Origin of the sequence: Paenibacillus sp. J5C2022 (assembly GCF_025567625.1) — a bacterium.
GTDB lineage: Bacteria > Bacillota > Bacilli > Paenibacillales > Paenibacillaceae > Pristimantibacillus.
In genome coordinates, this window is the sequence record NZ_JAOQJC010000040.1 from 58,891 (window position 1) to 72,610 (window position 13,720).

Here is a 13,720-nt window from a genome sequence, read left to right on the forward strand (position 1 = left end):
TACGATTGTAAGATGGCTATAAAATAATGGGAAATCAAGTAGATGACGAGACTTCATGTCCTTTTTATTCGCTTGAACCTTTATTTCTGCTCCACGACAACTCCCTGTATTCCGTAGGAGTGATTCCCATGGTCAGTCTGAACACTTTAGTGAAATAGCTTTTACTGTTGAATCCGACTCTCTCGCCAATGTCCGCCACTTTTATTTGGGTTTCGACGAGCATTTTTTTTGCTTGTTCGATCCGATACTGATTTAAATAATCGATCATCGTTGAATTGTAGCGCTTTTTAAACAATTGGCTAATGTATTGACGGGTCACTCCTACATGCTCAGCTGCATCATCCATCGAGAAGTTGGAGGCGTAGTTGTCCGCAATATATTTTTTAATATGATCCACATAACTGTTTTTAATGAATTCGCTGTAGTCTTCCCGTTGCTCTTCCGTGAAAGATGTGAATTTTTTTATAAAAAACTGTTTAATGAAAGTAGAATTCATCATTCCCCTGGCTGTCATAAACGCATTAATTTCGTTGAGCAGCTTCACACTCTCATGCTCATATAATCGAATCAGCAAGGAGACGCATGTATAAAAATTACTGTGGTATTCCGTCACACTTCGATTTTCGGAGAACATCAAATTGATCAAATCACTGCAAGTCGCTTCATCATGACGGCGAATAGCGATTTCCAATTCATCGAAAGTCGGATTCTTCGACTGATGAAATTGAATATCCATTGGCAACTTATTGTAGCAATAGACTTGAAGTTCTGGCGAATAGATCATCCCCATGTTAAAAGCATATAGCGCTTCGATGTATGAATTATTAATTTCTTCTAACTGATGGATACCGCCTATACTTGCAATATAGTGCTCCATGATCAATGGATCCAAAGAAGAAACCAATTGAGTGGTAAAAGTGTTGATATCCTGATCCTTCAGCCGAAATAAAACGACAAATTCTTTCTCAGATGCAAAGAACAGGTCAATGTCTAACCACTGGCCCATGCTATTATTTACTTTCTCACACATCTCCCGCTCTTCCACATTCAGGTTCATTTTGGCATTCATCGTAAAAATAACAACAACAAGCGGAGTGCGGTATTCTTGTAAATGCAGTTGAATGTCAGACCGATTGACAAATCTGTTCTCAATTAAATTGCGAATAAGTGTTTTCTTGAGCGATTGTTCACTTTTACTCAGGCGAGAATGCAATTGACTATTCGTTCGGATCACTTCATCAATGACGGAACTAATGAAATCAAACTCTCCCTGCGTGCGGTCCTTTCGATTAATCATTGCTGCAATTTGGGCAATGATATTTTTTACAGGTTCATAGAGCTGTCTTGCCAATAGAAATATAATCGCCAATATTAATAAGGTGACAAGCACGAACAGCCCGACCATTTTATTGCGTGTATCATAGACTCCGCTATATAACTTATTCACGTCTACTTCACAGACCAAATTCCACCCAATGGTTCCTAACGGATAGCTGTTTGTTTCAACCTGATCGCTTTGCTTTACGCTGCTCCTAAGTTGTAAGTCAGGCAAATTGCTTTGCCTATCATTTTTATCAACAACGATAGAGCCCGCTGAGTCTGCTATAAAATAATGATAAGCGTTTTCATTTTTATTCAAGCCAAGCAGAAAATCGTTGTCAATTTTTCTAATATCAATATTGAAAATCAGGTATGACTGATGTTCGTATAAAGGAAGTTTTGCGATCAGAGAAACAACACTCTTCTCCTCCCCATTCTCCATCCAGCTTCTCGTCTGCGTCGCTTTGATTTGATAATTCGACATCCCTTCCGTATCCTCTCTCAACCATTCATAAGGGGAGTGATTGACATCTTCCAGAACACCATAATTGCCTACCAGCAAATAATCCATATCTTCATTGTAGAAGGCTGCCTGATATAGGTAATGACTATACTGGTTCTTATTGAAAAAACGGGACAAATCGTTCAAAATGGCTAGTCGATCCGAATGTAATGATGTTTTTGAATACTGTTTGTCCAGCATAGCAGAATAAAGCTCCCCTAATATGGACTCCAATGTCTTCCCCATAGAGACACCGGTTTGGGTCAAATCATTTTCATTTTTTGAATGAATAAATTGAATCGACTGCTTCAAATACATGTTAATACTGTAAAACCCGGAAATAAGAAAGGGCGGTACCGATACTAGCAAAAGTATGATAACAATTTTCAGGTGATAGGTTTTTATCGAAAGTCTCCATACAGTCGGTCGTTTCAATATAGACATCTGCCTCCTTTATGATTAGTAGAAAACACCGCTTCGTTTGGTAAAGTGCGAGTGACGAGCAACTCTACCAATAAGAAGAGGTGTTCCTACATTATTGTGCCAAATGTGCTGATGGCCAAGCGTAAACGGCTATCGCCGTCCTTTGGCCGCATTAGCTTGCGAGCTTTTACGTTGATTCTTTAAAATGGCATAAACACGATTACAGAACTCACCGATCGAAACATCTTCCCTCTCTTCGAACCTGTCAGGCAATGCCTCGCCACATAATTGTGTCGTTGCAACTCGAAGCCAATTAGTGTAGGTAACACGATTTAAATATGGCTGCTCTTTCCAATAGACTTCTGGTGATATCTCACTGTTATGAAACCGAGGTCCCATATCCGTTCCGGTTGGAAGCAGGCGGTCTGTAGCTGGCAGTACAGGCATGCGTTGACCGCCTGGCAAACTGCGAGCTTTAGCGAGTATTCCAGAGGCTTCGTGAATGCGAATTGGACGATCGCTTTCAGCCTTGTAGGTTGTAAAACCCCCTTTAGCCCCGAAATATTGGATGGCCTTTCCTTCATCACTCAGAGGATCGATATCTTCAAAAAATGTGATCAATTGGTTGTGATCCAATAATTCATCTTGCAAAAGATCGATGGGAATTTCCCTGAGCGGTAATTTACTTTCAATCGATATATCGGCCGCAATACCCGCTGCATATCCCAATTGCATCCAACAGGGCTCCATCCGTATAGTACCGAATCCCATATGCGTAGCAGACACCGCAACGGGGACCAATAGTCCTTCCATTTGCCTCGGCACCATGACGCCGTATGGAATTTGATAAATTTCCGTAAGCCAGCCCAATCCAAGAAAGCCTTCCAAAGCTATGTCCTTTCCTTCGGGCTCTCGCTTTCGTACAGCATGGGAATCGATGGCATAAGCGCCCGTCGCGATACTGTCATAGTGAATCGGAGATCGCCCCATGCCAGGAGCAAGCCGAGCGTCATTTTCCGTAAACACGTATTCACCATGAATTCGTCTGCCTTCCCGTACGTAAATCTGTGGAGGAAAATAATCGGTATCGACAAACTCATCGGCTGCATATCCCCATCTCCCGGCATCTATTCGAAAGGATGCGGGAAGTGCTTCGTCATTCTGGAGAAACCATAATAAGCCTTGCAAGTAAGTGCGATGACGAGCAGCAATAGACTTCCTGACTTCTCCGCTCCCCTCCAAATAATCGCCGTTCTCATCGGGGAGGTCGCTGGAGCACATACAATAGTGATGATTATTGGCATCTGTCTTCCCGTTAGGGACCGGAAGAATGTTAAGTACATCGCGAATGGAGTTCACTCTGGAGGCCGCTACATCTTCCACCAGACTGATATAATCCTCACGTCTATACGTGTTCGGCTTGGTCACCGCTGCTTTTCGATCCTGCATATCCGTCAGGCAAAGACGATAGTTATAGGCCTGAATACGATGATCGCCTACTCCTGTGCTCCCAGGCAGCACTCCCTTCGTTTCATCGAAATTCATATATATTTTTCCCGCATATTCCTCATTCCAGGCATCACGCGATTCTCTTCCGCTCCAATAAGGGACCCCCGCCATAGCTGCAAGATCTCCTTCATACGTACAGTCGATAAACACGCTTGCTGACCGATGGAGGACGGGAAGTTGGTTTATCGCCTTCACACGAATGGCTGTTAGTCTATTATCCTCCATTGCGACGGACGCAATCTCATGCTCGCATTTGACCTCCAATAGCTGTTCGGCATTGGTCATTTCCCAGAATATCATCCGCGCGACCGACGGTTCGAAGTACATGCCTTTATTGCAATCCTTTACTTGACTTGAATGTAACCCGTAGCTTTCGGAATAATGCTTCAGCACCTTGTCGGCAAATTCCCGATAGATGGCGCCCGACGCTTTCAGATCGTCAATATCGGTACGTCCTAACCCACTTGTCATCATACCGCCGATATAGGCTGACGGTTCCAGCAGGAGCGTCCTTCTTCCTTTTCTAGCAGTAGAAATAGCTGCGGCAATTCCTCCAGGTGTCGCTCCATATACGATTATATCGTAATCCTGACTCATGATTATCTTCTCCATTACTCCAAATTTTCGTTTTCATCAGCAATGTAAATACAATACAATAAAGGCGATGAGCATGTATCCAGATAGGGCGTACGGTCACCATTGGTCACAAATATCACTCGTAATTCCACCGATACAAGTACATCTTTGTCAATACCTTGATGCTCTTTCCATCGAACCTGCCGGAAAAGACCGGGATTACTGCACATCACGCTTTCTTCTTCCGAATATCCCGGCAATACTCGTCCTGACGGATCCACTAGCTCGAACTTTAAGCCGCAGCCTTCCCGGAAACTGTCCATATCGAAATTCACATAAATTTTTCTTTCTCTTCCGGTAGCCTCTATCGCCTCCGTCTGGATGACAGCCGATTCGTCGGCATTTCTAATTCTCACATATCCGAAGGAATCGCGTCTCCAATAAGCCAAACCAACGTCCCCTGCGGAATTATCAAAGCACATGCCATTTTGCCATGCCCCATAATATAAATAAGTAAAATCACCGGTGTTTACAAATGAATTGGCCGGTACTAACGAACCTCCGTCCCATTCGCCCTTTTCCCCTCTGCCAACAAATTTAAATCCGGGTATGGCCTCTCTGAAATGGATACCGTCATTGCTTAATATAAGGCCAAGATCTTCGGTCGTATCTTCCATTCCGCTGCCTGCCCTCGCAAATTTAGTCCCGGTTTTTGCTTCTATTTGATGAATCTGTCCATAGACGCCCAGGATCACATTGTCCCGATTCCAGAATCCGGCCGGAGTATGCACCTGTTCGGATATATCAGGCGGATTCATAAAATAATTGGCTCTGTGAAAAGCTACACATGGTTCCCCGGTCCAATTTTTGTAGTCCCTTGACCTGATGGTTCCCATAACCCGTCCTCCAGGATAACCGCCCGGCAATTCAGGGGTATATAGAACAAACGAGGAATGGTAATAGCCGTTGAACTTGTATAAGGCGACGCCTCGATGCTTGGGATGCGCAACAACATCCCAATGAAGTCCATCCGGACTAACTGCAACGAATGGCAGTGATTTTTCTCCTTTGAGGTTTTCAGAAAACATTTTATATCTTTCCTGTGCCGGTATATCCTCGCCTTCATCTATCATGACAGCCGGCATCTCAACAGGATACTCGATATTGACAATATTATTGGACTTTGAGCCACTGTATTCGGCCAGTGAGAGATCAGGCTTCACCCAATGAATGCCGTCATCACTTTCCGCATAAAGCATTTTGAATGTCATCAGCATCCACTCTTGTACGGAACCCGCTCCGCTGTACCACATTCTGAACTTCCCTTTGTCCCGCAGCACGGTTCCTCCCCACAGCCTTGCCCAGCGGGCATCGGGCTCGCCGGGCTTCCCCCGTCTCAGAACGGGATTTCCGGCATATTTGACCCCCTGAAGCAAGGTAAGGTCCACATTGGATCGGAAGGGTATCGCGTGATCGTCAAAAACAAACAACGTCTTCATTCATTTTTCTCTCCCCGGATTAGATTTCATCAACTGCGGTCCAGCAGCCAGATAGGGAAAGCCAGTGGAAAACGCTCTGATCGTTCCGCTGGTTGAACGGGGCCATCCCCATACCGTCCAAATAGGACTGAAGTCAAGTCTCTTCTGGACATTTCCATGAGTTCTTGATGAGAAAGCCCCACTCCTCTTCCCTGGTTCTTGCTTTCGATAAGCCTGCTTATTTTCTCAATAAACCTTTCCTTCTGGTTTATCCTGATCATCATTGGCGCTTCATCCATGATCCTTCGTTTGCTTGCCAGCTTTCTCTCCAATACATTGCCTAATACGCTCGATGTCAAGTAAGCATATCCGGTTATGGACGCAGTGTCTCCCAGACCTTGCAGTACAAAATGCAAAAGCGACTCAAGCGAGTTTTCATCGCCGCCCCCTTCGATCAGACCGGGTTTATTGACGGCTTGACTTACAACCAGATAGGCGGTTGGTATTCCATTGCGTACCGCAAGCAATGTCTTCATCTCAGGAAGAGTAAATAAGTATCGGTATTCTTTCGTACTTCTCACGACATGACAAGCTTCCTTCTGATGCATGAACTGAATGCTTTCGAGCCATTCGGGATTTCTGGACAATTCCAGCTCTACAATTTCATCGCCATCATTTTTGAAGCGATGGACGTCATTCTTTTCGCATCTATATTGATATCCCTGATTTTGAACCGCGCAATAACCTGCAGATTCATAGAACGGGAAGGTTTCGACCTTTGTCCATAATACAGACAGCTCTATCCCCTTCCCATCCATCAGATTAATGCAGTCCTGCAGGCATGTTGACGCATAACCCTTTCTTCTGTGATGGGGCGATGTTGCCGTTGGGGAGATGATCCCGACAGTCCATTCGCACCCCTCCAGTTCTATTTGCCGCGGAATAAAAGGGACAACTGATACAACCTGGTTGTCCGCCTTGATGATGCGCACATTGTCCAAGTTATGATCTTCATACACCAAAGGGTAATCGGTCAACACGCTTTGCTCGCTTCCGGAACGCATAATGCTGTCGACCAGTTGAATGACATCGGACAACTCCGTTCTTTCACAGGCTCGCGGACCGTCAATCGACTGATAGCTAATCATAATCTCCTCCTGCTTACTCAATCAAATTTGAAGGAATACAGATCAACGTCTTTCATAAAAAATCGCATGCGGATCGCTTGGCCAACCAAAGGAGAAACATCATATTTTCCGTTCCACGATACGATATAGTCCAATCTGTCACCGAAGATCTCGTCACATTCCTCCAGAGAATACCCTGGAATCGTCTTGCCGCTAATATCCTGCAGTTCAACTTTCATGCCTCCTACAGCTGACGTCGACACATTCAATGTCAGTTGTCTGCCCTCGAAGGTGAACGGTTTCGTTAATGTCTCATGGCCGACAGCATCGGCTCTAAGGGACATAAACCCGTCCTGACGTATCGTATAGCGGCGAAGCAAGCACTGATCTTTCCAATTATTTTCGAACGCATACATTGAAATTTCGTTCGGTTCCCCAACCGTATCCGATTTCGTTTCCTGCATTCCGATCGTCAGGAAACAATCGCCATACACCCAGTTATGATCGCTTGTGATACCAGGCGTCAGATACGCGTCATCAGACCTTCTCCACCTTTTCCCGTCGCGACTTGACATCAGCAGACAATCCGTAATTGCCAGTCCATAGCGAGGATGGTGCAGCATACGATTTTTGCGATGTTCCGGGTCCGACATTTGGTCAAAAGCGGGAGACCATTGTTTCCTCTCCACATACCGCGCCGGAAAACCCAGAAAAACATGCGGCGCTCTATAATATGGCGTTACTGCACTTACATAGAGAGGAATATCGAGACCTCCTTCGAAATCAAGCAGCTCTGGTTCACTCCAGTTCTGGAAGTCGGTCGATTCACACCATCTGATATCGCGAATCCCTTCGCCTGTATCATCGACGGCATCCTCATTGGCTTCATCGCTTGTATCATCGACGGAAATTTTGTGGAAGTTGCGCACATACGCCCAATATTTCTGCCGCTCGGCATCCCAGAACGCCAAGTTGGAAGAATCAAAGTTTCCGGGAACGGATAACGGCTCATCAGACATCGGCTTCCATTGATAGCCGTCCGCAGATTTGAATCGGTACAATTTTCTTCTCATGCTGTAATCGAACGGAACCTTCCTATTGGCTTCAATGGCTTTAAATCGTTCGTCGGGAGGACAATCGGGATTCCCGTCTATGAACGGCACGAAGTTGTCCAGATCAGCCTTATACAGCACAATATTATTGTCCGTGCTTCCATTAACTTCTACAGCGCCTATGGATGGGCGACTCCAGTTGATGCCATCTTGACTTTCGATGCAGCAGGCATATAACGGGTAATTATCCCGATTTTCTTTAGTCGTGTAGTCCACCTTCCCATCCTCGCTATTTCGATGTGCGGCAATATAATAGAGAAGGTATTTGTCATTATCCTTGATCAGGACGGGGAATAAGTTGCCGTTCCCCTCATGAGGAGCGTCAAAACGAAAACACACATCTCTTTTCACTGGTTTTTGCAGCATTAATCTCGCTGTTGTTGAATGAATCAAATCATCGTCCAGAAATAGTTCTCTTCTTGAACCTATATTTTCTATCATGCTTAAACACTCCTCAGTTTCATCATTTCTAGCTGCAACGCTTTGTATCGTTATCCCTTGATCGATCCAACCACAATCCCTTTAACAAAGTACTTTTGAATGAATGGATAGACGCAAACGATTGGAAGGCTTGTAATTAATGTAGCGGCTGCCTTCACGCTTTCTTCAGGCAATTTCATGATCCGATCCAGGGTTTCAGTCGATTCGCCTTTATCGGAAACATCCAGGTTGGATATAATTTGCTTGAGAACGAGCTGCAGCGGGAATTTCGATTGGGAATCCAAGTAAATGGATGCCGGAAACCAGCTATTCCAATGCCACACCATATAAAACAAACCGATTGTGGCGATCGCGGGTAGAGAGATCGGAACGACAATTTTCCATAATATATAGAACTCGGTTGCTCCGTCGATTTGAGCAGACTCTTCAATTTCATGCGGAATTTCCATAAAGAAGTTGCGAATCAGGAACATATACCATGGGCTGATGAGAACGGGAACGATGAGCGACAAAAGCGAGTCTTTAAGCCCCATTGCCGTAATCAGCAAATAATTCGGAATCAATCCTCCACTGAAGAACATGGTGATTAGAACGACGATCGTAATGGCTTTACGATAAGGCAAATACTTTTTGGACAAACCAAAGGCAAGCGAGCACGTAAAGCATAAGCAAAACAAAGTTCCAACTGAAGTAATGAACACACTAACGAGCAATCCTTTATAAATAAAGGTGTTTTCTACGAGCAAATAATTGTAGGCATGAAAGACTATCTCTTTCGGAAATAAGGTATAGCCTTCACTCATAATCGTCTCATTGGACATGAAGGATTGATTAATAAGGATAATGAATGGGAACACGATGAGCAATGAAAATACGATGAGCGCGGCGCCATTTATAAGATCGAACATTTTTAATTTCATCATTTCACCAGATCCCTTCTTTCCCCATTCGTTTCACAGCATAGTTGGTCACCAGCAAGAATAGTAGACCTACCACATTTTTAAACATGCCTATTGCTGCTGCATAAGAAAAATTGCTGTTCAACAAGCCTTCACGATACACATACGTATCAATAATATCTCCGACACTGTATACGACAGGAGAGTACAACAGAACAACTTGTTCGAATCCCGCATTTAAAATGTCACCTACAGATAAAACGAGCGTAATCGTAATAATATTGGATATTCCCGGCAAACTGATGTGTATCGCCTGTTGCAATCGATTAGCTCCATCCATGCGCGCGCTTTCATATAATGCCGGATTGATGCCGGACAAAGCAGCTAAATACAGGATGCTCCCCCAGCCTACTTTGGCCCACATATCACTGGCTACAAGAATACTGCGAAAATAACCCGTTTCCCCTAAAAAAGCTACCGGTGTACCGCCAAAAGCAGTAATAATCGTATTAATAGGTCCCGTCGTTTGGGCCAACATCGTCACTAACATTCCTGTAATAATGACCCATGATAAAAAGTGCGGCAAATAGGATATCGTTTGCACCATTCTTTTGAATCCGTTGTGAGTGACCTCATTGATCATAAGCGCCAAAACAATCGCCGCCGGAAAACCAAACAATAGTTTGTAACCGCTAATCAGAAGCGTGTTCGTCAGAAGCCTGTTAAAGTAAAAGGAATTAAAAAAGGTTTGAAAGTGCTTTAATCCCACCCACTCAGGTTGAAAAATCATTTTCTGAAGGCCGCTGAATGGTTGAAAGTTCTGGAAAGAAATCACAACGCCAAACATCGGGATATAGTGGAATACAATAAAGTAAACGAATCCCGGTAAAATAAGAAGATAGAGGTGCTTGTATTTCCGAAGATTATAAAAGAACGTACCGTTTCCGGACCTTTTCATCATTGTTCGCAATATAAAAACTCCTCAATACCTGATCAGCTCCACTTGCCTCATGAATGAGGCAAGTGAAAGCATGATCTTATATCGTTATTTTTTGAATGCGTTGAATTGAGCGTTGCGGTCTTCTATCATTTGGCCGCCGCCTATTTCGTTCCATTTTGTTATAATCGTATCCCAATCGCTCAGAGGAACCTCTCCTAAAAACACTTTGACCTTCTGCTCCAACAAATAGGTGTCCAGGTCATTCAATTTGGAGAAAGAGCTCCATTGCGATTTATCATAGACGACATTATAATCAACGGCCTGAAAGCTTGGAAGCTGTTCGGTAAGATCCAAAACCTTTCTATACTGAGACTCCAGCCAGCTATCCATGGTCCAAGGCGGAACACCCTCAAATTTGACATACGTAAATGGAGCGTACAAGTAATAGTACTTTGCTTTATTCCAATCGGTCTTGGCTTCGCCAATGTATTCCGTCAACTCATTCGGTAATTTCTTATAACTTTCTCCTTCAATGCCTAATGTCGTCAATTCGAATCCTTCACGAGTTGCGGCATAGTCGAAAAATTTCATGACCGCTTCCGGATTGCTGCTGCTTTTTGTAATAACAACAACACTAGGATCGACAGGGACCTTATCGAGTTTATTTATGCCGGAACCCTCAAGTAGAATAGGTACGTAATTGGCCTCCGGAACCGATTTGACCAGAACCTCCAATCCGCCGACGATCGTAGAAGTATACCAGCCGGCAACCGATCCTATCTTGTTATTGGCAATAGCTTTAACCCGACTGTCGCGTTTCGATAGAATCATCTCCGGCCAAATATACCCTTTGTTGTTCCATTCCATAAATTTAGCCATCATGTCTTTGTATGCAGGATTCATTTCCGGAGGAAGCAGCCTTCCTTGCTCATCTTGCCACCATTCCATTCCTTGTTCCATGAAGAATGGTCCAAATGCCCTTTCCAGCTCTTCAATTGTCCCGCCGTTGCCTGCATTCAGGGCATAAGTATCCTGTTTTCCGTTTTGATCCGGATCTGAATTTACAAATTGATCCATCACATTCTCATAATCTGCTATCGTTTTCGGCATGGGCAGATTTAAATTTTCCAACCAGTCTGTGCGAATTTGCAAGACATTAGGTGTCGTATTCTGAGGGATAGAGGGAATCCCTATTATTTTCCCGTCTACGGTAGCTTTGTCCCATAAATCTGCCGGGATAGCCTTTTTCAAATTCTCCCCATATTGATCGAGCAGATCATTAAGAGGCACAATGGCGTCATTTTTATATAGCTCCAGACCTTTAGCCATTTGAGTTTTGAAATAATCCAGCTGTTGTCCGGACGACAACATGAGGTTAATCCGTTGGGACACTTCATCTCTAGTTGCCGGTAAAACCGCATTCAGATCTACTCCGAGCTTCTCCTGAATGATTTCATGAACCTTGTCTTGCACATCTCCCGGGCGATTGTTGTTTACCGGATCATTGCTGACAAACACCAGCTTGATCGGTTTTGTTTCAACATCATCCGTTTCTTTTACTGATATGGAGTTGTCTCCTTCCGAATTGTTTGCGCATGCTGCCAACAACAATAATAGGATGCACATAACGATGCTGACCTTGCCTTTTTTTGAAAAATGTCTCATAGCCTTCCCCCCTGAATTTTAAATTGTGCTACACGTTTATCATGGAGAGTATTACGTCATAATACAATCGTACAATTGTAAGATGATTATAAAAAAGCGTGTATTCAAGCGTAAAAACTAAACGGCAGGCATCTCATGACTCAATCGCTGAAGTATAATCAACGTACGATATCGCTACATTGCTTTCCGTTTCATGAAAAACAAAAAGCTCATTAGATATCAATCTAATGAGCTGTCAGTTATTCATGTGGTACCGGTAAGAGGGCTCGAACCTTCACGGGTCTCCCCTTTCGATTTTGAGTCGTATCGGCGACTCGGAAGATTTTGATCACAAGGAAATCTCACGATGTGCTTTGGCATCGAACAACCAGATAAACTCCCTTACGTCATGTTCAGCATCATGAATGCGCTGATGACGGACGAACCGCTTCCATCGTCCTAAGAATGTTTTTAGCGGTTCAACTGTGTAGCTGCTTCCAGCATCCGGAGCAACATTACCGTTGCTTCGGCGCGAGTTGCTGTATCATTCGGCACGAAACGGTTATCTCCGCGACCATTGACAATACCCAGTTCTCGAATCGATTCTACAGTACGTTTCGCCCATGGCGGAATCATATCATCATCAGCGAACCCTGTATAATCACCCTCTTTTAGAGGTAGTTTAAGCGCTCTAGCATTTCTGTACGTGTGAGATACGCATGCGGGCGGAATCTGCCGTCTTCGTATCCGCCGACAATTCCCGTCTGCACTGCCTGGGCAACAGCCTTTTTCGCCCATTCGCCGATCTGCTCTTTATCGGTAAATAGGAGTGAAGCGTATTCGTTTTCTAATTGCAGAGCACCCACGAGCATCACCGTAAATTCGGCACGAGTGACTGGATGTTCGGGTTTGAAAGTTCTGTCCGGATAACCGTTAATTTTACTCCAGCCATCGCCTTTCGGGTTCTTTTGGTATATAAATACGAGGTCATCCCACCAGCATAACATAATTCAGGGAAGTTGCCATGAATCACAATGCGGTCATAGCAAGAAAGTAGAACAAACAAAAAAAGCTCAGTAGATGAGAGCATCTAATGAACCCTTGATTTGTAAGTGGTACCGGTGAGAGGACTCGAACCTCCACGGGTCTCCCCATTCGATTTTGAGTCGAACGCGTCTGCCATTCCGCCACACCGGCACATCTTATGAAGTTAGGAAAGGTGGCGTGCCCTAAGAGATTCGAACTCCTGACCTTTTGATTCGTAGTCAAACGCTCTATCCAGCTGAGCTAAGGGCACACGTAATTTTCCTGGAGGCGCCACCCAGATTTGAACTGGGGATAAAGCTTTTGCAGAGCTTTGCCTTACCACTTGGCTATGGCGCCGTATTATGGAGCGGAAGACGGGAATCGAACCCGCGACCCTCGCCTTGGCAAGGCGATGCTCTACCGCTGAGCCACTTCCGCTTAAATGGCTGGGGATATAGGATTCGAACCTATGCATGACGGAGTCAAAGTCCGTTGCCTTACCGCTTGGCTAATCCCCAACATCTGATTATTAAGCATATGTGTTGTTGGGGCGATCGATGGGACTTGAACCCACGAATGCCGGAGCCACAATCCGGTGCGTTAACCCCTTCGCCACGACCGCCATGAACACATATGAGATTGAAATGGCAGGGGCAGCAGGAATTGAACCCACACCAAAGGTTTTGGAGACCTTTGTTCTACCTTTAAACTATGCCCCTACAT

Annotated in this window: 10 protein-coding genes and 7 tRNA genes; all 17 read right to left on the reverse strand. The window is 44.5% G+C overall.

Annotated elements, in window-relative coordinates; translation table 11 throughout:
- Window positions 1–64: 64 nt before the first annotated feature.
- The 17 genes from M6D81_RS25085 to M6D81_RS25160 all read right to left on the reverse strand — a co-directional run bounded on the left by M6D81_RS25085 (window position 65) and on the right by M6D81_RS25160 (window position 13,716).
- Complete coding sequence (locus tag M6D81_RS25085; protein WP_262679916.1) at window positions 65–2,257, reverse strand: helix-turn-helix transcriptional regulator; 2,193 nt, start codon at window positions 2,255–2,257, stop codon at window positions 65–67.
- 138 nt (window positions 2,258–2,395) lie between these two features.
- Window positions 2,396–4,366, reverse strand: coding sequence for an FAD-dependent oxidoreductase (locus M6D81_RS25090; protein ID WP_317259166.1), 1,971 nt, complete (start codon window positions 4,364–4,366; stop codon window positions 2,396–2,398).
- Window positions 4,366–5,829, reverse strand: a complete 1,464-nt coding sequence (locus M6D81_RS25095; RefSeq protein WP_262679918.1) for a hypothetical protein — start codon at window positions 5,827–5,829, stop codon at window positions 4,366–4,368. Before M6D81_RS25095 ends, M6D81_RS25090 begins: the two co-directional genes overlap by 1 nt.
- A 29-nt stretch (window positions 5,830–5,858) precedes the next feature.
- Window positions 5,859–6,956, reverse strand: a complete 1,098-nt coding sequence (locus M6D81_RS25100) for a GNAT family N-acetyltransferase (protein WP_262679919.1) — start codon at window positions 6,954–6,956, stop codon at window positions 5,859–5,861.
- Window positions 6,957–6,973: 17 nt separating this feature from the next.
- The gene (locus tag M6D81_RS25105; RefSeq protein ID WP_262679920.1) at window positions 6,974–8,488 is read right to left on the reverse strand and encodes a hypothetical protein; all 1,515 of its coding nucleotides are present in this window, start codon (window positions 8,486–8,488) and stop codon (window positions 6,974–6,976) included.
- Between the two features lie 50 nt (window positions 8,489–8,538).
- Window positions 8,539–9,411 carry a carbohydrate ABC transporter permease gene (locus M6D81_RS25110; protein WP_262679921.1) on the reverse strand — a complete coding sequence of 291 codons (873 nt, stop codon included), beginning with the start codon at window positions 9,409–9,411 and terminating at the stop codon, window positions 8,539–8,541.
- 1 nt (window position 9,412) lies between these two features.
- The gene (locus tag M6D81_RS25115) at window positions 9,413–10,348 is read right to left on the reverse strand and encodes an ABC transporter permease (RefSeq protein WP_262679927.1); all 936 of its coding nucleotides are present in this window, start codon (window positions 10,346–10,348) and stop codon (window positions 9,413–9,415) included.
- An 84-nt stretch (window positions 10,349–10,432) separates the two neighbouring features.
- A complete protein-coding gene (locus M6D81_RS25120) occupies window positions 10,433–11,992 on the reverse strand; it encodes an extracellular solute-binding protein (protein ID WP_262679922.1) in 1,560 nt (519 codons plus the stop codon).
- Window positions 11,993–12,442: 450 nt separating this feature from the next.
- Window positions 12,443–12,718 (reverse strand): S-layer homology domain-containing protein, encoded by a 276-nt coding sequence (locus tag M6D81_RS31910; RefSeq protein WP_410795792.1) that lies wholly within the window; start codon window positions 12,716–12,718, stop codon window positions 12,443–12,445.
- Complete coding sequence (locus M6D81_RS25125) at window positions 12,643–12,978, reverse strand: S-layer homology domain-containing protein (protein ID WP_262679923.1); 336 nt, start codon at window positions 12,976–12,978, stop codon at window positions 12,643–12,645. The genes M6D81_RS31910 and M6D81_RS25125 overlap by 76 nt, the downstream gene beginning before the upstream one ends.
- 106 nt (window positions 12,979–13,084) lie before the next feature.
- Window positions 13,085–13,168 (reverse strand) — tRNA-Leu (locus M6D81_RS25130).
- A gap of 23 nt (window positions 13,169–13,191) precedes the next feature.
- Window positions 13,192–13,268 (reverse strand) — tRNA-Arg (locus tag M6D81_RS25135).
- A gap of 12 nt (window positions 13,269–13,280) precedes the next feature.
- Window positions 13,281–13,354 (reverse strand) — tRNA-Cys (locus M6D81_RS25140).
- A gap of 6 nt (window positions 13,355–13,360) precedes the next feature.
- Window positions 13,361–13,435 (reverse strand) — tRNA-Gly (locus tag M6D81_RS25145).
- 5 nt (window positions 13,436–13,440) lie between these two features.
- Window positions 13,441–13,515: transfer RNA gene (locus tag M6D81_RS25150), tRNA-Gln, on the reverse strand.
- Window positions 13,516–13,543: 28 nt separating this feature from the next.
- Window positions 13,544–13,619: transfer RNA gene (locus M6D81_RS25155), tRNA-His, on the reverse strand.
- A gap of 23 nt (window positions 13,620–13,642) precedes the next feature.
- Window positions 13,643–13,716, reverse strand: a tRNA-Trp gene (locus tag M6D81_RS25160).
- Window positions 13,717–13,720: the final 4 nt, after the last annotated feature.